The sequence below is a fragment of the Pseudomonas sp. AC255 genome (genome assembly GCF_979258175.1).
Genome location: NZ_OZ409841.1, coordinates 1,383,759 through 1,406,333, shown reverse-complemented (window position 1 = coordinate 1,406,333; position 22,575 = coordinate 1,383,759). Strand labels below are relative to the sequence as shown.

Here is a 22,575-nt window from a genome sequence, read left to right as displayed (position 1 = left end):
TCCGAAGACCACTGCAAAACCCTGTGGGAGCGGGCTTGCCCGCGATAGCGGAGTGTCGGACACATCAATGTTGGATGTTCCGACGCCATCGCGGGCAAGCCCGCTCCCACAGGGTTCAGTGCCGGATTGAGTTCAGAAACAGCCTCCACGGCTGTTTTTTTATGCCTATGCTGTCCGCTCCCCGCCAAGAGGGCAGCCCCATGACGGCTCGCTCCCACATTGGGCTCCTGGTGCATTCAGTGCACTGCTTTCGCGCTGAAAACCTCAGTCGCGTCTACACATTCGTTCACTTGCGCCGCTTGGCACGACCGCTGCAACCCTTCTGCGTCTTCCCCTTCCTGCAAGGACTGCCCCATGACGCAGAACGCCCCCGGCAACGATTACCCGCTCAGTGAAGTCCCCATGCACGCGCGCAAAGGCCTGGCCTCGACGGCGATGGTGTTACTGGGCTTCACGTTTTTCACTGCGACCATGTTTGCCGGCGGCAAGCTCGGGGTCGCGTTCGGTTTCGCCGAGATGATGGCGGTGATCATTGTTGGCAATCTGCTGCTGGGCCTTTACGCCGCAGGGCTGGGTTACATCGCCTTCAAGAGCGGCCTCAATTCGGTACTGATGGGCCGCTTCTGTTTTGGCGAAGTCGGCAGCAAGCTCAGCGATCTGATTCTCGGCTTCACCCAGATTGGCTGGTACGCGTGGGGCACGGCGACGGCGGCGGTGGTGATCGGCAAGTATTTCAATCTCGATGAAAGCACCGTGCTGGTCCTGATGGTGCTGTTCGGTCTCGGCTTCTGCGCCACGGCGTACATCGGTTATCGCGGACTGGAAATTCTCTCGTACATCGCGGTGCCAGCGATGATGTTGCTGCTGATGCTGTCGATGTGGGCAGCGACCGTGAAGGTTGGCGGCTTCGAAGGCTTGCTCAGCGTGGTGCCGAGCGGTTCGCTGGACTGGTCGACAGCGATCACCCTGGTCTTCGGCACCTTCGTCAGCGGCGCAACGCAAGCCACCAACTGGACGCGATTTTCCCGCTCGGCAAAAGTGGCAGTGCTGGCCAGCCTGATCGGTTTTTTCATCGGCAACGGCCTGATGGTGCTGATCGGCGCGTACGGCGCGATCGTCTATCAACAGCCGGATGTGGTTGAAGTGCTGCTGTTGCAGGGCTTCGCCATGGCCGCGATGGCCATGCTGTTGCTGAACATCTGGAGCACTCAGGACAACACCATCTACAACTTCGCCGTGGCCGGCTGCAACCTGCTGCGCACCGGGCGGCGCAAGACCGTGACCCTCGGTGGCGCGGTGATCGGCACTCTGCTCGCCCTGCTGGGCATGTACGACATGCTGGTGCCGTATCTCATCCTGCTCGGCACGGTGATTCCGCCGATTGGCGGGGTGATCATGGCTGACTTCTTCTACCGCTGGCGCGGGCACTATCCGCGTCTGGCCGACGCACGGTTGCCAGCGTTCAACTGGCCGGGCCTCGGGGCCTACGGGGTCGGAACCGTCGCTGCGTTCAGCTCGCCCTGGGTCGCGCCGCTGGTAGGCATTGCCGCTGCCGCGCTAACGTATGTCATCGTCACCGGTGTGCTGGGCGCCCGTCGCGTCAGCGCACCACTACAAGACCTATAAAAAGGATTTGCCTGATGCACATCATCAACGCCCGCCTGCGCAACCAGGAAGGCCTGCACGAATTGCACCTCGAAGACGGACTGATCCACAGCATCGCCCGTCAGACCGAAGCGCCGACCCTCGGCCCGGATGACCTCGATGCCGGCGGCAATCTGGTGGTGCCGCCCTTCGTCGAGCCGCACATCCACCTCGACGCCACCCTCACCGCCGGCGAGCCGCGCTGGAACATGAGCGGCACGCTGTTCGAAGGCATCGAATGCTGGGGCGAGCGCAAGGTCACCATCACCGAAGAAGACACCAAGACCCGCGCCAAGAAGACCATTCAGGCCCTGGCAGCCCACGGCATTCAGCACGTGCGCACCCACGTCGACGTCACCGACCCGCAACTCACCGCGCTCAAAGCCATGCTCGAAGTGCGCGAGGAAAGCCGTCAGCTGATTGACCTGCAAATCGTCGCGTTCCCGCAGGAAGGCATCGAATCGTTCCGCAACGGGCGCGAGCTGATGGAAGAAGCGATCCGCATGGGCGCCGACGTGGTCGGCGGCATTCCGCATTTCGAATACACCCGCGATCAGGGCGTCAGCTCGGTGAAGTTCCTCATGGACCTGGCCGAGCGCACGGGCTGCCTGGTCGACGTGCACTGCGACGAGACTGACGATCCGCATTCACGTTTCCTTGAAGTGCTTGCCGAAGAAGCGCGCAGCCGCGACATGGGCGCCCGCGTCACCGCCAGCCACACCACGGCGATGGGCTCTTATGACAACGCCTACTGCGCCAAACTGTTCCGCCTGCTCGGCCATTCCGGCATCAGCTTTGTTTCCTGCCCGACCGAAAGCATTCACCTGCAAGGACGTTTCGACAACTTCCCGAAACGCCGGGGCGTGACCCGCGTCAACGAACTGCTCGAAGCCGGCATGAACGTGTGTTTCGGTCAGGATTCGATCGTCGACCCGTGGTATCCGCTGGGTAACGGCAACATCCTGCGCGTGCTTGAAGCGGGTTTGCACATCTGCCACATGCTCGGTTATCGCAACCTGCAAAGCGCGCTGGATCTGGTCACCGACAACAGCGCCAAAGCCATGCACCTGGGCGAGCGCTACGGCCTCGAACAGGGCCGCCCGGCGAACCTGCTGATTCTCTCGGCGGACAGCGACTACGAAGTGATCCGCAGCCAAGGCCTGCCGCTGTATTCGATTCGCGGCGGCAAGGTGTTGATGAAGCGGCAGATGCCGGTGGTGGAGTTCAGTTGAGATTGCGCTGGGGCTGATGGCCTCATCGCTGGCAAGCCAGGCTCCCACAGGTTTTGTGTTGAGCACATGATTGGGCCCTCATGCAAAACCCTGTGGGAGCCTGGCTTGCCAGCGATGGCGTCGACCGAGTCAATCCATCAACCGCGCCGTGCCAAACAATCTGACGCGCAGCAATTCCCCTTGCGAAACCTCAAGCAAAACCGGTGCGGTGCCACCCGGCATGACCACCCGCACTTTTCCCGCCTCGACCCAACCCACCCGCCACGCGGCACACGCGACCGCACTGGCGCTGGTGCCGGATGACGCGGTTGGTCCTTCGCCACGTTCGAATACCCGGGCGAGGATTTGCTGCGGCGACGCCAGCGCGGCCCATTGCAGATTGACGCCCGCCGGGCAGGGATTGCCGGCACCGGTGGGCATGGCATAGGCAATTGCCGTCAGCCTTTCGTTCAGCGGTGATTCAAGCATCTGCTCGTTACTCGGCAACATGGCCGGATCGCTTAGCAGCGTCACGCAATGCGGATTGCCGATGCGGACGAATTGGCTGTGGGTCCAAGTGGGATCGAGTTGCGCCAGGGGCTGGACATGGCTGACGTCGCGATTATTGATTTGAACGCTCTCGACTGCCCGCGCCCCGACGGCTTGCGGGCCGAATCCGGGCTGACCGAGGTCGAGCCAGAAACCGCGCACGCCTTCGACTTCGGCTGGTGTCACCGCCGTATCCAGCTCTTCGCCCTTGTCATGATGAACGCGCAACACTGCGCCCTGCTCCGGCATCAAGCCTTGCTCGGTCAATGCCTGAGAAAAATCGTCAGGCCGTTACCGCTGCGCTCGGCGAGACTGCCGTCGGTGTTGACGATCAGCACATCGAAAGGCGCAGATGCCTGGAACGGGCCGATCAGCAGGCCGTCACTGCGGTGGGGTTTGCCGTTGGCCGGACGCTGGCCTTCCGGCCAATCGCAGCACAGGGCGATGGCGGCTTCGCTCCATTGCTGCCGAGACCCGGCGCACTCGGCGGCGCTGGCCGGCAAAGCAATCCCGGCCTCGCGCAAGGCTTGGGGTGAGACCACGGCGTAGATATTGCCGCGTGCGTCGTAGAACGTCGTCATGCCTTGTTCCCATATTCCATGCTGGCGAAAATCCGACTGTAAACCGCAAACCAGTGTGGGAGCGAGCCTGCTCGCGAAGGCGGTGCGTCAGTCGACAATTCCATATTTGACCCACCGCTTTCGCGAGCAGGCTCGCTCCCACAGGGTAGGATGTTCACCGTTATGCCCCGAAAGGCCTGAGATCGAACCTCAACGCCGTCAGAATGTCACTCGGGATGCAGTTGTTTTTTTGCCAAGGATCGATATGACCAGCCTCAACCCCCAAGACACGTTCGTCCCCGGACGTCTGCAACAGATGTCCACCCGCGTCGCTTTTTTCATCGCTGGCCTCGGCATCGCCGCCTGGGCGCCGCTGGTGCCGTATGCCAAGGCGCGGGCCGGGCTGGATGAGGGCACGCTGGGGTTATTGCTGCTGTGCCTGGGTGTCGGCTCGATTCTGGCGATGCCGCTGGCGGGGATTCTTGCCACGCGTTTTGGTTGCCGACGTGTAGCCACCGCCGGCACCTTGCTGATCTGCGCGGCACTGCCGTTGCTGGCGACGGTGTCATCGATCCCGGCGCTGATCGCCACGTTGTTCATGTTCGGCGCCGGCCTCGGCACGGTGGATTCGACGGTGAACCTGCAAGCAGTGATCGTCGAGCGCGCCAGCGGCAAGCACATGATGTCGGGTTTCCACGGCTTGTTCAGCCTCGGCGGCATCGTCGGTGCGGCGGGTGTCAGCGCCCTGCTCGGCCTCGGCCTGACACCGCTGGCGGCGATGCTGGTGGTAGTGGTTTTGCTGATCGGCGCCTTGCTCAAGTGCGTGCCGCACATGTTGCCCTACGGCAGCGAAAGCTCCGGCCCGGCGTTCGCCATTCCCCATGGCATCGTGCTGTTTATCGGCGGCATGTGCTTCATCGTTTTCCTTACCGAAGGCGCGGCGCTGGACTGGAGCGCAGTGTTCCTCGCTCAGGAACGGGGGATCGACACGGCTTATGCGGGAATGGGTTACGCAGCGTTTGCCCTGACCATGACCGTCGGCCGTCTGCTGGGTGATCGCATAGTGCGCAAGCTGGGGGCTACGCGGATCATTCTGTTCGGCGGCCTGTTGGCGGCGGCGGGACTGTTTCTCGCCACCTTCGCACCGAGCTGGCAAGCGGCACTGCTCGGTTATGCGCTGGTCGGCGCCGGTTGCTCGAACATCGTGCCGGTGCTGTACACGGCGGTGGGCAAGCAGACGGTGATGCCGGAGAGCATCGCGGTACCGGCAATTACCACGCTCGGTTATGCCGGGATTCTCGCCGGGCCGGCAGTAATCGGTTTTGTCGCCCATGCCAGCAGCCTGAGTTTTGCCTTTGGACTGATGGCAGTGTTGCTGGTGGCTGTGGCGATTGGCGGCAAAGTCCTGAAGGTCTGAAAGCTTCGCGAGCAGGCTCGCAGGACGTAGCCAGATCGTTCCCTACGCTCTGCGTGGGAATGCCTCAACGGACGCTCCGCGTTCGGCTTTGCAAGGGACGCGGAGCGTCCGGGCTGCATTCCCACGCAGAGCGTGGGAACGATCAAGCCTTAGAAGCCGACGCTGGCCTGCACGAAGAACGTGCGCGGTGCGCCGACATACATCCCCGAGTTGTTGTCGCTGGAGCGGGTGAAGTACTGCTTGTCGAAGACGTTTTTCACCCCGGCGCCGAGCTTCAGGTTCGACACCTGCGGACCAAAGTCATAACCGCCGCGCACGTTCCAGGTCACGTAACCCGGGATGTCGCCGTACTGCCCGTCTGCTGTGCCTTCGGTGATGTAGTTGCCATTGAAGCTGCCATCCGCATTCACACCGGTGCCCGGCGAACGCTGTTTCGATTGGGCAAAGCCGTCGATGTTCCAGGTCCAGCGGTTGATGTCGTAACGCAAACCGACTGTCGCAACCTGCCGCGAATAGAACGGCAGATCGCGGCCCTTGAAGCCGGGGATCTCGCCTTCATAAGTGGCGCGGGTGTAGGTGAGCCCGGCGTTGGCGGTCAGGCCATCGAGGCGCGGGTCGAGTGCGGCCATGTCGTAATGCACCGAGGCTTCAATGCCCTGGTGCTTGGTCGCGCCGAGGTTGGTCCAGCCGACGTCGTTGCTGATGTATTGCAGTTCGTCATCGAAATCGATGTAGAACAGCGTCACCTCGCCGCCCCACACATCATCGTTGTAGCGCGTGCCGATCTCGTAGGTCTTGGCCTTTTCCGGCTCCAGCCCGTTGGCGGTGCTGTCACCCGAACCGCCTTGGCCGAGCTGGAAATACTGCAGGCTGCCAAACGAAGTTTCGTAGTTGGCGAACAGCTTCCAGGCATCGGACAGGTGATACATCACGCTCAGCGCCGGCAGCGGTTCGTTGCTTTCGATGCTGCGATTTTTCTCCGGTACCGGGCGGCCAGCGGTGTCGAGCACGGCGCGGTCATGCCAGTCGGTGCTGATGTGTTCGAAGCGAATGCCCGGGGTGATTGTCCAGTTGCCGACGTCGATCTTGTTGTCGACATACACCGAATTGGCCTCGGTGCCACCGGTGCGATCCTGAAACACATGGCCGTCGGAAGTCGGCGTGACCACTGGCTGATTGTTGACCAGCGCCAGACGACTCGATTCTTCGTGCATGGCCTCTTTCAGATAGCGATAACCGACGCTGACTTCCTGAGTGGTCGGGCCGACATCGAACACCCGCGACACGCGCGGCTCGATGCCCAGGGTGTAATAGGAACGCGGGTATGAGCTGAGGGTGCGCTGATCGCGCGCGGCAATGGTACTGCCGCGAAAGCTGTCGGTGTAATAGGTGAGAATTTCTGCCTGGGTGCGCTCGTCGATCTGGCGGATCCACTTGAACGACACGTCTTTGCGCCGGCCTGTGAACTGGTCGTAGTCACGCACCGACTCGTACGGTTTGTCATCGTACTGACGCTGAGTCAGGCCACCCGGCATGTCGGCACTGGCGTCGTAGTAGTGGAAGTTGAGGCTGAAATCGTCCTTATCGGTCGGCGCCCAATGCGTCTTGAGCAGCACGTCGTCGATGTCATTGCCGTTGTTGCGCTCGCGATAACCGTGACCGTTGACGCCGGAGTACAGCAGCGCGACGCCCATGCCGTTGTCGGCGGTGCCGCCAAGAAATGCGGTGTCGATGTGTTTCCAGCCGCCGTACTGCGTGGTTTCCAGGGTGGTGCCGATTTCGCCGGTGGTTTTCTCCGGAATCGCGCGGGTCACGAAGTTGATCACGCCGCCGACGTTCTGCGGCCCGTAGCGCACGGAACCGGCGCCGCGCACGACGTCGATGCTGTCGAGGTTGCCCGAGGAAATCGGCGCCATCGACAGTTGCGGCTGGCCGTAAGGCGCGAACGCCGCTGGCACGCCATCGATCAAAACAGTCGAGCGTGGCGACAGGCGCGAAGTCAGACCGCGCACGCCGACGTTAAGGGAAATATCACTGCCGCCGGTGCCGTTGGAGTCCTGCACCTGCACGCCAGGCACGCGCTTGAGCACGTCGCTGACGTTCATCGCGCCCTGCTCGACCATCGCTTCGCGGCGAATCACCGTGCGTGCGCCGGGGTGGTTCTGCACCACCGCAGCGTCCGCGTCACCGAGCCAGTCGCCGACCACTTTGATGTCGGTCACACCCAGTTCCAGCGGGCCGTTGCTGGCTGCGGAGGTGGCTGCTGGGGCGAGCGTCACCGAGCCTTCATTGATCTGATAATCGAGGCCGCTGCCTTGCAGCAACTGCCGCAGCGCCTGCTCTGGCGCGAGGTCGCCGTCCACCGCCGGAGCTTGTTTGCCCGCCACCAGCTCGGGGCTGAAAAACACCTGCAGCGAGGTTTGCTGGCCCAGTTCGCTCAAGGCCTGGCCCAGCGGTTGCGCGCGGATATGAATGGCCTCAGCGGCAAACGCCAACGGCATCGCGGCGCTGACCGCGAGCGCCAAGGCCAGTGGCAACCAAGGGGATTTTTTATTGTGGGTTGTGATGTTCACGTCGTACGGAGTCCTGTGGATCGCAAGAGTGTGCGGCTGTTAATGCAAACCAGTTGCAGTTGAACAGGAAGACGATGAACGGGGAAAAAACCTGAATGCTATCTGGAAATTATTTCCTGACTGCCATCGGGAAGGGTGCGCACCGTCACCGGCAGGATGCTCGGCAAGGCTTTGAGCAAGGCGTCGGTGTCGTCGGATTTGAACACGCTGGTCAGGCGCAGGCTGGCGACATTCGGCTGGGATACGGTCAGCGGCTTGTCGCGATAGCGCGATACTTCTGCCGCTACTTCGCTGAGGCTGGCGTTGTTGAACACCAGTTTGCCGTTGCGCCAGGCGGTCAGCTGCGCCGGGTTGACCGCGTAGGCCGGCAGGACTTTGCCTTGGGCATCGACCGCCGTGCCGAGGCCTGCGGTGAGGTTGATGAATTGGTTGTCCGGGGCAGCACTTCCTGCACCTTCACCGTGCCCTGCTCCACCGCCACGCGGGTCTGCGTGGCATCGCGGCGCACATCGAAACGCGTACCGGTGACCGTGACCCTGCCGCTGCCGGCTTCGACAATAAACGGACGCGAGGCGTCGTGTTCAACGCTGAACATCGCCTCGCCCGCGCTCAATTCGATAACCCGTCGATCCTGCTCATAACGCACCTGCAAGCGGCTGCGACTGTTCAGATCGATTACAGAACCGTCCGGCAACGCCACATGCTTGCGCTCGCCCGGCGCCGTGGCGAATTCAGCGCGGTAACCGCCCGGATGATTCAGCCCGCTGAACAGGCCAAGCCCCAGCGCCACGGCCAGAACACTCGCGGCGACGGCATAACACAGCATCGGCCGACGTTGGCGGCGAGCTGGCGGAGTTTCGGCAAGCGCCTGCAGACGCGACGTCGGCAGCAGATCAGCAGCCGCCCACAAGTCCTGGAGCAGGCGGAATTCTGCACGGTGCTGCGGATGCTCGTTCAGCCAGGCCTCGAAGCGCTGCCGTTGCTCGACGCTGACATTCGGTTCCTGCAAACGCACGAACCATGCCGCCGCCTCGTCACGCACCGCCGCTTGCCCACAGGCGCAATCTCTCGTCTCCATCATGGAATATTCTGTCCGGCTGAGGTTGAGAGCAGGCAGGCCCCCTGTAGGAGCTGCCGAAGGCTCCGATCTTTTCGACGTCACACGTCATCATGACTGCAAGCCATCCAGCCGCTCACGCAGATGGCGCAGGGTGCGGATCATATACTTTTCGACCATGTTCTTGGACAGCCCCAGGCGTTCGGCGATTTCTGCCTGCGTCAGGCCTTCGATCTTCTGCCATACAAAGATCTTGCGGCAGTTGAGCGGCAGCTCGGTGAGCGCGCGTTCGATGGAATCGGCCAACTGGATCGCGTGCATGTAATGCTCCGGATCGCCCGCCGACGATGCACTGTCATCGACCGCCTCCGACTCCATGACGCCCCGCCGGTCCTCACGCCGATAACCATCAACGGCGATATTGCGCGCGGTCTGATGCAAATACGCACGCGGCTGCTGCACCGCCGCCGAATCCGCCTCGAGCACCCGCACAAAGGTGTCGTGCGCCAGATCCTCGGCCTGCGCGCGATTGCGCAGGCGACGAGTCCAGGTGCCGATCAACTCTTCGTAATGCTCGAAAAAGCCGGATCTGCGGGAGCGCATGGGGGATGGGCGGCGTGGTGAGAAAGGGGCGTGAATAGTAATGCTTCGTATTAATACAAAGCAATGCACGCTGTGATGGTGTTCTTGATGCGCAAGGTACAAGCACCGACGACGCCGAGCTCCGATGGGCATTGAATAGGACCCTGTGGGAGCGAGCCTTCTCGCGAATGCGGTATGTCAGCAACGATGATGGTGACTGACACGTCGCCTTCGCGAGCAGGCTCGCTCCCACAAGGTAAAAGCGTGAATGTCTCAGGCCTGCGGCAGTTTGCGGAAGCCCACTGCCAGGCGATTCCAGCCGTTGATGGTGTTGATCGCCACCGTCAGGTCAACCAGTTCCTTCGGCGAAAACTGCGCAGCGACGACTTCATAGTCTTCGTCCGGCGCGTGGGTCAGGCTCAGTTGTGTCAGCGACTCGGTCCACAGCAGTGCGGCACGTTCACGCTCGCTGAAGAACGGCGCTTCCCGCCATGCTGTCACGGCGAACAGACGACGCGGGGTTTCGCCGTCCTTGATCGCGTCGGCGGTGTGCATGTCGATGCAGAATGCGCAGCCGTTGATCTGTGAAGAGCGCAGCTTGACCAGTTCGAGCAGGCTCTTTTCCAGCGACAGTTTCGAGACGGCATTTTCCAGCGCCATCATCGCTTTCATGGCATCGGGGGAAGCGGTGTAGAAATCGGCACGAGGTTGCATGGTGGGCTCCGGGGTAGCGATTGAATGTGTGGCTACGTTAGTCCCCGGGGGTGGTTCGGCAAATAGCCAATATTGCAGAAGAACGGTAGGCCACTTGGCGCGGCGACTGACCGCTCGTCACTCGACGGGCACCAAGGTTTCAGTGCGCCTGACCAATATCAGGTAATCCCCTTTATCAGGAGACGTACCATGATGACGCGCAAATTCACTTCGTTATTGTTGGCCGGCCTGCTCGCCACGGCATCCGCCGCCAGCTTCGCTGCCAACGACAGCACCGATGCGACGGGCACCAAGTCCGGCGGCGCCAGCAGTTCAACCATGCCGCCAGACAGCACGCCGGGCTCGCCTTCCGTTGACAGCAATTCGGGTGGAACCAATAACGGAACTGGCACAGGAACCGGGACAGGGACAGGCACTGGTTCGGGCATGGGCACTGGCACGGGCACCAATGGCGGCGCCAGTGGTTCGGGTTCCGGCGCGGGTGGCGGGACCGGTTCGGCCGGCGGCGGCACGGGTGGTGCGGGCGGTGGCACGGGCAGCTGAACGAACAAGAGCCATCCCAGATAGTCCTGCTTACATCAGGACCCAATGTGGGAGCGAGCCTGCTCGCGAAAGCGGTCTGTCAGCCAACCTTGATGCAAGCTGACACACCGATTCGCGAGCAGGCTCGCTCCCACTTTTATTTCTGTTGACTGAAAGAATCAGCGATCCGACCGCATCAACTCGGCAAAACCCTCTTCAGCTGTAAACACCGCCGCGCGATTGCGCCCGGCATTTTTCGCCTCATACAACGCCGCATCCGCGCGCTGGATAAACACTTGCGGGCTGTCGTTGCCGTTCGGAATAAATGAATAACAGCCCAGACTCACCGTGAGATAACCGGTCGGCGACCCACTGTGGATGATGTGCTTGTCGATCACGCTGCGGCGAATCTGCCCGGCTATCGCCAGCGCGCCGTTGATGTCCGTGTCCGGCAGCAGCACGGCAAATTCTTCGCCGCCGTAACGCACCGCCAGATCCGACTTGCGCTGGCAGCAGGCCTTCACCACTTGGGCCACCTGCGCCAGGCATTGATCGCCGGCGACATGTCCGTAAGCGTCGTTGTAGCGCTTGAAGAAATCGATATCGAGCATGATCAGGCTGACCGGACTGACCTGACGTGCGCCCCGGGCAAACTCAATGTCCAGGGAACGCTCGAACAAGCGCCGATTGGCCAACCCGGTCAGGCTGTCGTGGGTGGCGATCTGCTCCAGCGCCAGTTGCGCCTTGCGCAGATTTTTCTCGATACGTTCGCCATCGCGCACCTGATGAATGAACACCCAGCCGAACAGGCCAACCCCGAGAATCACCAGCGCGACAATTACGCTGGACTGAAAGGCGCGGTCATACCAGCCCTGCAGAATCGTGTCTTGCGACGTCGCCGCAGAGACCACCAGCGGATACGAGGCGAGCTGTCGATAGCCATACAAGCGGGTCACGCCGTCGACCACGGAGTTGAGCATCGCGGTGCCAGCGTTAGCGTTCGGCAGCAGGGTTTGATAGATCTCGCCGTGGGCCACCGAGGTATTGATCAACGACTCATCAAAGGGCCGTCGCGCCAGCAAGGTGCCGTCGGTCAGCGCCAGAAACATGATGCCGCTGTCATCGAGGCTGAAGCTTTTGAAGAACTGATCGAAGTAGGACATGCGGATGCCCGCCATCAGCACGCCCTGAAAGTTGCCGAGCTGGTCGTTGACGCGTCTGGAAATCGGAATGATCCACTCGCCGTTTTCGCGGCTGCGAATCGCCGGGCCGATGTGCGCAACCGTCGAAGCATTCTGCTGATGGAACTTGAAATAGTCGCGATCAGCCACGCCATTGCCACGAGGCAGATCGGCGAACGAAGTAATGACCCACTGCCCTTCGCGATCGAAGAGAAAGATGCCATGCAACTGATCCAGTTGCTGCGCGCGGCGGGCAAAGATCCGCTGCAACCGAGGGCGCTGCACCGCCCCGTAACCATCGTCCTGAATCCAGTCGACCAGGCTGGTCATCACCAGATCCGCCGCCCGCACAGTGTCTTCGGCCTGCTGCGCCATGGCCCGGGTCAGGTTGCCCGAAGCCATCTTCGCCACTGCCAGATCCTGACGCCGCGACTGCTCCAGTTGCAGGTACAGCAGACCGCACAGGCACAGGCTCACCGCAACGATAAACAGCACCGCCGCTTTGCGAAGCGGCAGGCGTTTGAGCGTGCCGGGGGCCTGATGCGGATCGTGAATGGGGATTGGCAAAAGCATGTCCTGGGCAGGTACGACAGGGGCGCGAGCCCGAAACCCTTGTATGTGTGAGCGTAGCCCACCGGGATGTACCGGGCAAACGCCCGCCTCCCGCCCAGTTATCGGCGCGTCGCGAGTTTGGATGATCGCTTTTCGTCGATTTATTTACGATTGCTTCTTTACGGTTAATCAGTTGTGCAGGGCCAGCCGCCGCATCGCGCTGGTCAGGTGCGCGCGGGCACTTTGCGCATCACCTTCGCGCATTTGTTCATAGGCGCGCTGCGCAATCGCATGGGGCACCGGTTTCAATTCGCGCTGAGTGGCCAGTGCCAGCAGTTGCACCTGCGCGGCGCGTTCCAGGTAATACAGATCGTCCCAGGCTTCGGCAATGCTCGGCGCAGCGACAATCACACCGTGGTTTTTCAGAAAGAGAATGTCGGCATCGCCCATAACGCTGGCGATGCGGTCGCCTTCAGATGCGTCCAGCGCGAGGCCGTTGTAATCCTCGTCCACCGCTGTGCGCCCGTAAAACTTCAGCGCAGTCTGCCCCAGCCACAGCAGCGGCGGGCCTTGCAATAGGCACAACGCGGTGGCGTGCGGCATGTGCGTGTGGAACGCGACTTTTACCCGTGGCAGTTGTTTGTGCAGGCGCGCGTGGATGTAGAACGCGGTCGCTTCGGGCTCGCCTTCGCCATCGACCACGTTGCCGGCGAAGTCACAGACCAGCAGATTTTGCGCGGTCACTTCCGAAAAAGCGTAGCCGTATGGATTGACCAGAAACAGATCATCATGCCCCGGCAGCATCGCCGAAAAGTGATTGCAGATGCCCTCCTCCAGCCCATGCAGCGCGGCCAGTTGAAAGCACGCAGCGAGTTCGTTGCGGGCGGTGATGATCGCTTCGGTTTCCAGGTTCAGCGTCGCGGTTGGTCTGGCTTTGCCAGTGCCGCTCAAGATATGAGCCATGGCAATCCTCCTTAGGTCCAGCCGAGGGATTTGAACAGCGGCAGCACTTGATCGAGGCTGGACAGGATCGCGTCGGGGCGATAGTCGGGCAACAACTGGCGCCCGGTGCCGCGATCGATCCACACGCAACGAAAACCCATGTCCCGCGCCGCCGTGTGATCGAGCATGGGGCTGGCGCAGATGTGCACCACTTCATCCCGGGTCACGCCCAATTGCTCATGAGCGTAGTCGAACAGGCGCGGCGCCGGCTTGTAGGCACCGGCCTGCTGCGCGGTGATCACCCGGTCGATATGGCCGCCGAGCTGCGCGACGTTGCCGGCAATGATCGCGTCGTCGGTGTTGGAGACGATGCACAGCTTGAAGCCCATGGCTTTGAGCTGCGCGAGGGTGTCGACCACTTCGGCAAATGGCGGCATGTTCGGGATGGCCGCCGCCAGACGCTGACTGTCCTCGGACTGGCTCGGCAAGCCCAGTTCTGCCAGCGCCAGTTGCAGGCCGAGGGTGCTGAGTTCGCGAAAGGAACGGTGCGGCGGCGTTTGTTCGAGACGGTGCTCGTGACGGTCGTAGACTTCGATCAACTTAGTGGCGTCGACGGCGTGCTCGCCCTTGTCGCTGAGCATTTTTTCGACCACGGCTTTCAGGCCTTCATCCCACTGAATCAGCGTGCCGTAGCAATCGAAGGTCAGCCAGTGCGGGCGCGGCGTGTTGTTTAAGGTCATCGGTCGATTCCTCCACAGTGAGGACTTCAGCTTATGAGCGTGCGGTGATAGTGTGAAATTAAATAAACACTCAATCCTCATTCGCAAAACAACTATCAGGAATACCGCCATGCTGGATCTGGAATTGCTGAAAACCTTTGTCTGCGTGGTCGATGAAGGCAGCTTCACCCGTGCTGCCGAGCGTGTGCACCGCACGCAATCGACGGTCAGCCAGCAGGTGCGCAAACTCGAGGATCTGGTCGGCCACCCGCTACTCCTGCGCGACCGCACCGGAGTGAACGTCGCTCTCACTGAGCACGGCGAACTGCTGATCCACTATGCGCGCCGGTTGCTGGCGCTGTCCGCCGAAGCCACGCAAGCGCTGGCCAGTGACGTCGACCTGGAAGTGCTGCGCATCGGCATGCCGGAAGACTTCGACGCCCGGCGCATGGCCCTGATCCTCGCCGGCTTCACCCGCAACCATCCGCAGGCGCGCCTGGAAACCATCAGTGGCATGAGCCTCGACCTGCGCCAACGCCTCGACGCCGGCGACATCGACATTGCCCTGATCAAACGCGAACCCGACAGCGGCCCGGCATGGGTTACCTGGCCGGAACGACTGGTATGGGTCAAAGGCACCGAATTCGACACCTCCAGCTGTGTGCTGCCGCTGGCACTGTTTCCGCAGGGCTGCCTGTACCGACAACGGGCGATTCGCCTGCTCGATGTGGCGCAGCGACCATGGCGAGTGGCGTTCGGCAGCCACAGCCTGACCGGAATTCAAGCCGCAGTGGCGTCCGGGTTGGGGGTTTCGGTGCTGCCGGTTTCGGCGGTATTGCCAGAGCACGAGGTGTGTAGGGATCTGCCGGAGTTGGCGCCGACGGAACTGGCGCTGGTCAGCCGCGAGGGGGTATTGAGTGGGTTGCAGCGGGGGCTGGTGGAGTTTTTGCGTGGGGAATTGGGGGTGGATGCGGGGGATTTGCCTGACCCCCCCGGGGATCCTTATTCGGGTTTGTTGATTTCGCGGAGCAGGTCGGCGGTGGGGATGTTCATGCTGTTTGAGTAGTAGCGTGGTTCGTATTCATATTCACATTTCCAAATCCTCAGGCCAAAAAAACAGGCGCTCACGGGAGCGCCTGTTTTTCCTGGCTCATTACGGATGGCTCACCGTACCGGCGGCACCCGAATATCCCCCGCCCGACACTGCGTCTTCACTCCTTTGCCACACGCGCCGAACTGCAAATCCTTGTCCATGCACACCCGCACTTCCGACAGCTGCGGGCCGCTGCAAATCACCGCAATTCCATCCTCGGGAATACCCGGATTGGCCTTGCGAAACAGATCGACAATCTCTTGCGCTTCGAAGTAGTACGACGTCGAGCCGAACGGCTGTAACGCCTGCGGAATCTTCACCGCGCCGAGGGCCTGATCTGACTTGTCCAGATAGCCCACCGCGCCCAGACCACTGCAAGTGCCGTGCTTGGACCATTCGTGATCGAGGAGTTTTTTCGTCGGGTACATCGTCAGGCCCTTGCTGGTTTCTGCCGCCGATAGCCTGGTCAGCGGCGGGCAGGATTGCGGCCAACCGCCCTTGGCGTATTGCGGCCACAAACCGTGCAGGACAAAACCATAACCCTTGCCGGTGCACTGCGCATCGTCCTTGTGCGTCAGACAAAAAGTCGGTGACCAGGACAGCGCCAGCAGGTAGTAGTCGAACACCCCCGCCACCGATTCGGCCTGCGCTTTGTTCGACGCCGGCTGACGCGCCGAACTCGTGCCGATGCTACCGGCCGTCAGCGCGATCAGCGCCAGAATTGTAAACAGCTTTTTCATTAACCCGTTCCTTGGGACGCCTGCGTCCGTGGTTTTCGTTGTTGGCCAGACCTGGCCAGTGCTGATTTCGACACGCTTGTATTGCAAGCGCATGACGCAAGGCAAGGCCCTGCGCCGTGCAAAGGTCTACGCTGAACAGGCAGACATCCAACAAGGGAACCGACATGAGTAAAGCAGACGAACTCGCCGCCAGACTCAAGCAGACACGGCACACCCAGGCTGATGCGGCGCTGGAAATCGATTGCTGGCCTGCTCAGGTGTACGACTTGTACCACCGCATTGAGGGCTGGCTGCAACCAGTCACCGAAGTAGGACTGAAGATTCGGCGAAATCCTACGCACGTTTGCGAAAGTTCGCCGGATGGTGAAAGCCACGACTACGCCATAGACCAGTTGGTGATCGAAGCCAACCATCACAGTTTGATGTTCGATCCGATTGCGCGGTTTACCGAGGATGGTTGCGGACGTGTCGAGATCAAGGTACCGGGGCGCGATCAGTCGTTGCTGCGCACGGTCGACGAGCATGGCGAGAGTCACTGGTGGTTGCAGACTATCGAGACCGGCCAGGAGCTGGATGCGATTGCGCTGACGGAAAACAATCTGCTGCAAGTGGTGCAGCAAGGGCTGGGCCTGTAACCCGTCCGAGTCAACTGACAAAACTGTAATGTTTGCCTCAGCCAACTGAAAGCTGGGGCTGGCTAGTCTCTCTGTCATGAGTCAGACGGGGATTTCCAGCGCATGCCTTCCATTCTCACAAGACGCACTTTTGTCAAAGGCCTGGCCGCCGGTAGCTTGCTCGGCGGCCTCGGGCTCTGGCGTACACCGGTCTGGGCGCTGAACGGCGCCACGCCCGTCAACGAACTGAGCGGCAACGAATTCGAGTTGTTCATCGGCGAAACTCCGGTCAATTTCACGGGTTCCGCACGCACAGCGATGACCATCAACGGCAGCCTGCCCGGCCCGCTGTTGCGCTGGCGCGAAGGCGATACCGTGACGCTGCGCGTGCGTAACCGGCTCGCGGCCGACACCTCGATTCACTGGCACGGCATTCTGCTGCCGGCGAACATGGACGGCGTGCCGGGCCTGAGTTTCCACGGCATTGAACCGGGCGGCATGTACGTCTACCAATTCAAAGTTCGGCAACACGGCACGTATTGGTATCACAGCCATTCCGGCTTACAGGAGCAGGCCGGCGTCTACGGGCCCCTGGTGATCGAAGCCAAAGAGCCGGAGCCTTTCCAATACGATCGCGACTACGTGGTGATGCTCAGCGACTGGACCGACGAAGACCCGGCCAGCCTGATGAAGACCCTGAAAAAGCAGTCCGACTACTACAACTTTCACAAACGCACCGTTGGCGACTTTATCAACGACGTCAGTGAAAAAGGCTGGGGCGCCACGGTTGCCGATCGCAAGATGTGGGCGCAAATGAACATGAACCCTACCGACATCGCCGACGTCAGTGGCGCCACGTATACCTTTTTGATCAACGGCCAGGCCCCCGATGACAACTTCACCTGGCTGTTCCGTCCCGGCGAAAAACTGCGTCTGCGCCTGATCAACGGCTCGGCCATGACGTATTTCGATGTGCGCATTCCGGGATTGAAAATGACGGTGGTGGCTGCCGATGGCCTGCACGTCAAACCGGTCAGCGTCGATGAACTGCGCATCGCAGTGGCCGAGACCTATGACGTGATCGTTGAACCTGAAACCGAGGCCTATACCCTCTTCGCCCAGGCGATGGATCGCAGCGGTTACGCCCGTGGCACTCTCGCCACACGCGCCGGCATGTCGGCAGCAGTGCCGGCGCTGGATCCGCGTCCGTTGGTGAGCATGGACGACATGGGCATGGGCGGCATGGATCACGGCAGCATGGACATGAGCGCCATGGATCACTCCAGCATGGGCCCGATGCAAGCCCATCCCGACAGTGAAAACAACAATCCGCTGGTGGACATGCAGGCCATGATCACCGCGCCAAAGCTCGACGACCCAGGCCTTGGCCTGCGCAACAACGGCCGCCGAGTGCTGACCTACGCCGACCTGCGCAGCACCTTCGAGGACCCGGACGGCCGCGATCCGGGCCGCACGATAGAGCTGCACCTGACCGGCCACATGGAGAAATTCGCCTGGTCGTTCAACGGCATCAAATTCTCCGATGCCGAGCCTTTACGGCTGAAATACGGCGAGCGCATCCGCTTGGTGCTGGTCAACGACACCATGATGACCCACCCGATCCACCTTCACGGGATGTGGAGCGATCTGGAAGACGAAAACGGCAACTTTCAGGTGCGCAAACATACCATCGACATGCCGCCCGGCAGCCGCCGCAGCTATCGCGTCACCGCCGACGCCCTCGGCCGCTGGGCCTATCACTGTCATCTGCTTTATCACATGGAAACGGGCATGTTCCGCGAAGTGCGGGTGGAAGAATGAAGAGGCCGATCATGACTCGACTCAGCGTGTTTCCGCTGCTGCTCGCCGGCACCTCTGCCATGGCCGCCGACGATATGCAGGGCATGGACCACAGCCAGATGCCCGGGATGGATCATTCGGCGATGCAGAGCATGGACGACGGCATGATGCAGCCCGCCGCGCCGAGCGAAAGCCGCACGCCGATTCCGCCCGTGACCGACGCCGACCGCGCTGCGGTGTTCACCAGCCCCGGCGGTCATCAGGTGCATGACAGCGTCATCAACAGTTACTTTCTTGCCGACAAACTCGAATGGCAGAACGCCGATGACGGCAGCGCTTTGGCCTGGGACCTGTCCGGCTGGATCGGCGGGGATACCGATCGGCTGTGGCTGCGCTCTGAAGGCGAGCGCAACAACGGCAAGACCGAAGACGCGGAAATTCAAGCGATATGGGGCCATGCCATTTCGCCGTGGTGGGACGTGGTCAGCGGCGTGCGTCAGGACTTCAAACCCGGCGCACCGCAAACCTGGGCCGCGTTCGGCGTGCAAGGCATGGCGCTGTACAACTTCGAGGCCGAAGCCACGGCTTTCCTTGGCGAGGGCGGCCAGAGTGCGGTACGGCTGGAGGGCGACTACGACATCCTGCTGACCAATCGACTGATCCTGCAGCCGACCGCTGAACTGAATATCTACGGCAAAAACGATCCGCAGCGAGGCATCGGCTCAGGGTTGTCCAATACCGAGGCGGGCCTGCGGTTGCGTTATGAAATCCGCCGCGAATTCGCGCCTTACATCGGCGTGACGTGGAATCGCACTTACGGCAACACCGCCGACTATGCCCGCGAAGAAGACGAGGACCGCAGTGAGGCGCGCCTGGTCCTCGGGGTCAGGCTGTGGTTCTGAATTCTTCTACAAAAACAAACCGGAGACCTTGCATGCGCACATTGACCCTGCCCCTGATATTCGCCAGCGGATTGCTCCTGAGCACCCTCGCCCAGGCCCACCCGAAACTGCTTTCGTCAACGCCGGCCGAAGGCGCGGAAGGTGCCGCGCCGAACAGGATCGAGCTGCACTTTTCCGAGAATCTGGTCACGCAATTCTCCGGGGCCAAACTGGTAATGACCGAAATGGGTGGCATGGCTCACTCGCCGATGCCGATGAAAGCCAAAGTCAGCGCCAGCAGCGATCCGAAAACCATGCTGATCACCCCGCTCGCCCCGCTGCCTGCCGGCACCTATCAGGTGCAGTGGCGCGCGGTGTCCGCCGACACGCACCCGATCACCGGTAACGTCACGTTCAAAGTGAAGTGAACAATGGCGGACCTGCTCAACATCGTCCTGCGGTTCGCCCTGTATGTGGATTTGCTGCTGTTGTTCGGGCTGGCGTTGTTTGGCTTGTACAGCTTCAACACGTTGCTGCAGTTCCGTCGGTTATTGCGTGGCATGGCAGTGACAGGGGCATTGCTGTCAGTGGCCGGGCTGGTGCTGATGACCCGCGTCATGAGTGGCGAAACCCAGCTCGCGGCATTGTGGCCGCACCTGCAGATGATGCTGCTGGAAACAGACGTCGGCCTGGCGTGGGCGCTGCGGATGACAGCGCTGGCCATCGTGGTGATCTGGCCGGGTCTGTGGCCAGCGTCGTTGGCAGGCGCCATTGCTCTCGCTTCGCTGGCGTGGAGCGGGCATGGCGCGATGGACGAAGGATGGCTGCGGTTCTGGCACTTTCTCAGCGACATCTTGCACTTGCTTGCGGCGGGAGCGTGGTTGGGTGCCTTGCTGGCGCTGGTGTTGATGGCGAGAGGGCGGATCGGTGACACACGCCTTCGCTTGATAGCCGATGCAGTGAAACGCTTCGAATGGGTGGGCGCTGTGATCGTGCTGACGGTGTCGGTCACCGGCGTGATGAATTATCTTTTCATCGTCGGCCCAAGGCTCGACGGAGTGCTGTTCGGCACTTACGGGCTGCTGCTGGCGATCAAGGTGCTGGCGTTCGCCGTGATGCTGGTGCTGGCTGCGTTGAACCGCTTTCATCTTGGACCGTCACTGCAACGATCGCTGCGCGACGGCCAGCACCTCATCGCCGCGAAAGCGCTGCGGCGCAGTGTCGTAATGGAGTTGGCCCTTGCCCTGTTGATCGTGGCGCTGGTGGCGTGGCTCGGCACATTGAGTCCGGACCCGGGATGACACCCGTGGAAGGCTTTCACTACACTGGGCCACCTTCCCTTTCAGAAGCCCGATCTCAATGACAACACTAAAAGCACGATGATCCTCGGCGGCCTGCTGACCTTGGCGACTGGCGCTCACGCCGACCCGGCCTCGTCCCACCTCGACAGCATTCAGCAACAAGGCCAGTTGCGCGTCTGCACCACCGGCGACTACAAGCCCTACACCTTCAAGCGCAGCGACGGCGACTTTGAAGGCATCGACATCAGCATGGCCCGCTCCCTGGCCGACAGCCTCGGCGTCAAGGTGCAATGGGTGCAGACCACCTGGAAAACCCTGATGCCCGACATGCAGGCCGGCAAATGCGACATCGGCATGGGCGGCATCTCGGTCACACTGGAACGGCAGAAAAAAGCCTACTTCAGCAACACCCTCGACACCGACGGCAAAATTCCGCTGGTGCGCTGCGCCGACCAGTCCAAATACCAGACCATCGACCAGATCAACCAGCCCAACGTGCGCCTGGTCGAACCGGCCGGCGGCACTAACGAAGCTTTTGTTCACGCCTTCCTGCCCAAAGCGCAACTGGCTCTGCACGACAACGTGACGATCTTCCAGCAACTGCTCGACAACAAGGCCGACGTGATGATCACCGACGCCTCGGAAGCGCTGTATCAGCAGAAACTCAAACCCGGTTTGTGCGCGGTGAATCCGCATCAATACATGCAATACGGCGAGAAGGCTTATCTGCTGCCGCGCGATGACATCAGTTGGAAACTGTATGTCGATCAGTGGCTGCATTTGAGCAAGGTCACTGGCAAGTATCAGCAGACGTTGAGTGAGTGGATTGCGGTGCCGCAGTAAGCCACGGAACCCGGCCGACGCGCGCATTGAGGGAACGGTTCGCTCAATGCACGCGTTGGAGAAAAGTGGCAGCCGTGATTCAAAAAGCAGACAAGGCCTACACTGAAATCACAGCGACACGTTCGCTTCTGCCGAGAGGCAAACCGCACATCAACCACTACTGCGCTCGAGGCATCCCATGAATGTCGACTGGCTCAATTTCACGCCTTGGTCTTCCCTTGCCGGCGGCGCGCTGATCGGCCTGGCCGCGAGTCTGTTCGTGGTCGGCAATGGGCGTATTGCCGGCATCAGCGGCCTGATCGGCAGCCTGCTGCAAAGCAACCGTGAAGGCGCCAGTGAGAAGGCGCTGTTCATCCTTGGCCTGTTGGTCGCGCCACTGCTGTGGGGATTGTTCAAGGCGTTACCGCCGATCGAGTTCCAGAGCGGCTGGTCAGGGCTGATTCTCGCAGGGTTATTCGTAGGGCTTGGCACACGCTACGGCTCAGGTTGCACCAGCGGCCATGGCGTTTGCGGCATATCGCGCCTTTCGCCACGTTCGATGCTCGCCACTGCCTGCTTTATGCTCAGCGGGTTCTTCACCGTATTTGTCCTGCGCCATCTGACGGGAGTTTGAACGTGCTCAAACTGAATGCATTCCTGGCCGGCCTGCTGTTCGGCGTCGGATTACTTCTGGCGGGCATGGCCAATCCGACGAAAGTCCTGGCGTTCCTCGACGTGGCCGGGGCCTGGGATCCCTCGCTGGCATTGGTCATGGTGGGCGCCATTGCCACCGCTATCGGCCCGCTGACCTGGGCACGCCGGCAACGCAAATCGGTACTGGGCAATCCCATGCAACTACCCGCCCGAAAAGAGCTGGACCGACGTCTGGTTGGTGGCAGCCTGCTGTTCGGGGTCGGTTGGGGGATAGCCGGCATCTGCCCTGGCCCGGCAGTGACCATCCTGTTGACGGGCCACTGGCAGGCAATCGTTTTCGTATTGGCGATGCTGGCAGGCATGGGGCTATTTACGCTGCTGGAAACCCGACGCAACCCGTGACCGCAGAACAACCGGCATTCAGGCGCAGGGCATCCACGGCAGCCA

General features: G+C 61.4%; 20 protein-coding genes and 2 pseudogenes. 13 read left to right on the top strand and 9 right to left on the bottom strand.

From position 1 onward, the window contains the following. The first annotated feature begins 354 nt into the window (after positions 1–354). Together codB and codA are read left to right on the top strand one after the other, a co-directional pair. A complete protein-coding gene (gene codB, locus ACZZ0K_RS06575) occupies positions 355–1,626 on the top strand; it encodes a cytosine permease (protein ID WP_252882381.1) in 1,272 nt (423 codons plus the stop codon). Between the two features lie 14 nt (positions 1,627–1,640). Continuing rightward, positions 1,641–2,876, top strand: a complete 1,236-nt coding sequence (codA, locus tag ACZZ0K_RS06570; RefSeq protein WP_258706969.1) for a cytosine deaminase — start codon at positions 1,641–1,643, stop codon at positions 2,874–2,876. A 129-nt stretch (positions 2,877–3,005) separates the two neighbouring features. On the opposite strand, the pseudogene ACZZ0K_RS06565 reads toward codA, so the two are convergent. After that, positions 3,006–3,985, bottom strand: a pseudogene (locus tag ACZZ0K_RS06565) (diaminopimelate epimerase). Between the two features lie 244 nt (positions 3,986–4,229). On the opposite strand from ACZZ0K_RS06565, the gene ACZZ0K_RS06560 reads away from it, so the two are divergent. Further along, complete coding sequence (locus tag ACZZ0K_RS06560) at positions 4,230–5,381, top strand: MFS transporter (protein ID WP_150634866.1); 1,152 nt, start codon at positions 4,230–4,232, stop codon at positions 5,379–5,381. Between the two features lie 149 nt (positions 5,382–5,530). Here the strand turns inward: ACZZ0K_RS06560 and ACZZ0K_RS06555 are convergent, their stop codons facing one another. From ACZZ0K_RS06555 to ACZZ0K_RS06540, 4 genes and pseudogenes are all read right to left on the bottom strand, one after another. Further along, the gene (locus ACZZ0K_RS06555; protein ID WP_258706971.1) at positions 5,531–7,954 is read right to left on the bottom strand and encodes a TonB-dependent siderophore receptor; all 2,424 of its coding nucleotides are present in this window, start codon (positions 7,952–7,954) and stop codon (positions 5,531–5,533) included. Positions 7,955–8,052: 98 nt separating this feature from the next. After that, positions 8,053–9,035 (bottom strand): annotated as a pseudogene (locus ACZZ0K_RS06550) (FecR domain-containing protein). An 87-nt stretch (positions 9,036–9,122) separates the two neighbouring features. Then, a complete protein-coding gene (locus tag ACZZ0K_RS06545; protein WP_065615952.1) occupies positions 9,123–9,614 on the bottom strand; it encodes a sigma-70 family RNA polymerase sigma factor in 492 nt (163 codons plus the stop codon). 252 nt (positions 9,615–9,866) lie between these two features. After that, the gene (locus ACZZ0K_RS06540) at positions 9,867–10,307 is read right to left on the bottom strand and encodes a carboxymuconolactone decarboxylase family protein (protein WP_016775423.1); all 441 of its coding nucleotides are present in this window, start codon (positions 10,305–10,307) and stop codon (positions 9,867–9,869) included. 189 nt (positions 10,308–10,496) lie between these two features. Here ACZZ0K_RS06540 and ACZZ0K_RS06535 point away from each other — a divergent pair, with 189 nt between their 5' ends. Continuing rightward, positions 10,497–10,850, top strand: coding sequence for a hypothetical protein (locus ACZZ0K_RS06535; protein ID WP_041477257.1), 354 nt, complete (start codon positions 10,497–10,499; stop codon positions 10,848–10,850). A 158-nt stretch (positions 10,851–11,008) separates the two neighbouring features. Here ACZZ0K_RS06535 and ACZZ0K_RS06530 read toward each other — a convergent pair whose 3' ends face one another. The 3 genes from ACZZ0K_RS06530 to ACZZ0K_RS06520 form a co-directional block, all read right to left on the bottom strand. After that, on the bottom strand, positions 11,009–12,577 hold the full coding sequence (locus ACZZ0K_RS06530) for a sensor domain-containing diguanylate cyclase (RefSeq protein WP_463559022.1): 1,569 nt from the start codon (positions 12,575–12,577) through the stop codon (positions 11,009–11,011). A 174-nt stretch (positions 12,578–12,751) separates the two neighbouring features. Further along, positions 12,752–13,525 carry an aldolase gene (locus ACZZ0K_RS06525; RefSeq protein WP_056791401.1) on the bottom strand — a complete coding sequence of 258 codons (774 nt, stop codon included), beginning with the start codon at positions 13,523–13,525 and terminating at the stop codon, positions 12,752–12,754. A gap of 11 nt (positions 13,526–13,536) precedes the next feature. Next, entirely contained in the window at positions 13,537–14,244 is a 708-nt protein-coding gene (locus ACZZ0K_RS06520; RefSeq protein ID WP_258706974.1) for a haloacid dehalogenase type II, read from the bottom strand. A 109-nt stretch (positions 14,245–14,353) separates the two neighbouring features. Here ACZZ0K_RS06520 and ACZZ0K_RS06515 point away from each other — a divergent pair, with 109 nt between their 5' ends. Next, positions 14,354–15,289: a LysR family transcriptional regulator gene (locus ACZZ0K_RS06515; protein ID WP_463559021.1), complete on the top strand. Its 936-nt coding sequence runs from the start codon at positions 14,354–14,356 to the stop codon at positions 15,287–15,289. A gap of 98 nt (positions 15,290–15,387) precedes the next feature. On the opposite strand, the gene ACZZ0K_RS06510 is transcribed toward ACZZ0K_RS06515, so the two are convergent. Next, complete coding sequence (locus tag ACZZ0K_RS06510; protein WP_252884537.1) at positions 15,388–16,056, bottom strand: ribonuclease T2; 669 nt, start codon at positions 16,054–16,056, stop codon at positions 15,388–15,390. Positions 16,057–16,220: 164 nt separating this feature from the next. On the opposite strand from ACZZ0K_RS06510, the gene ACZZ0K_RS06505 reads away from it, so the two are divergent. The 8 genes from ACZZ0K_RS06505 to ACZZ0K_RS06470 all read left to right on the top strand — a co-directional run bounded on the left by ACZZ0K_RS06505 (position 16,221) and on the right by ACZZ0K_RS06470 (position 22,530). Further along, positions 16,221–16,691 (top strand): hypothetical protein, encoded by a 471-nt coding sequence (locus ACZZ0K_RS06505; protein WP_041477268.1) that lies wholly within the window; start codon positions 16,221–16,223, stop codon positions 16,689–16,691. A gap of 102 nt (positions 16,692–16,793) precedes the next feature. Beyond that, positions 16,794–18,491 carry a copper resistance system multicopper oxidase gene (locus tag ACZZ0K_RS06500; RefSeq protein ID WP_150741231.1) on the top strand — a complete coding sequence of 566 codons (1,698 nt, stop codon included), beginning with the start codon at positions 16,794–16,796 and terminating at the stop codon, positions 18,489–18,491. 11 nt (positions 18,492–18,502) lie between these two features. After that, positions 18,503–19,372: a copper resistance protein B gene (locus tag ACZZ0K_RS06495; RefSeq protein ID WP_258706976.1), complete on the top strand. Its 870-nt coding sequence runs from the start codon at positions 18,503–18,505 to the stop codon at positions 19,370–19,372. A 32-nt stretch (positions 19,373–19,404) separates the two neighbouring features. Continuing rightward, positions 19,405–19,779 carry a copper homeostasis periplasmic binding protein CopC gene (gene copC / locus ACZZ0K_RS06490; RefSeq protein ID WP_137214691.1) on the top strand — a complete coding sequence of 125 codons (375 nt, stop codon included), beginning with the start codon at positions 19,405–19,407 and terminating at the stop codon, positions 19,777–19,779. A gap of 3 nt (positions 19,780–19,782) precedes the next feature. After that, positions 19,783–20,652: a copper homeostasis membrane protein CopD gene (copD, locus tag ACZZ0K_RS06485; RefSeq protein WP_258706977.1), complete on the top strand. Its 870-nt coding sequence runs from the start codon at positions 19,783–19,785 to the stop codon at positions 20,650–20,652. A 78-nt stretch (positions 20,653–20,730) separates the two neighbouring features. Next, positions 20,731–21,495, top strand: coding sequence for a transporter substrate-binding domain-containing protein (locus ACZZ0K_RS06480; RefSeq protein ID WP_463559020.1), 765 nt, complete (start codon positions 20,731–20,733; stop codon positions 21,493–21,495). A 178-nt stretch (positions 21,496–21,673) separates the two neighbouring features. Next, the gene (locus ACZZ0K_RS06475; RefSeq protein WP_258706978.1) at positions 21,674–22,108 is read left to right on the top strand and encodes a YeeE/YedE family protein; all 435 of its coding nucleotides are present in this window, start codon (positions 21,674–21,676) and stop codon (positions 22,106–22,108) included. Between the two features lie 2 nt (positions 22,109–22,110). Next, positions 22,111–22,530, top strand: coding sequence for a DUF6691 family protein (locus ACZZ0K_RS06470; RefSeq protein WP_095182409.1), 420 nt, complete (start codon positions 22,111–22,113; stop codon positions 22,528–22,530). Positions 22,531–22,575: the final 45 nt, after the last annotated feature.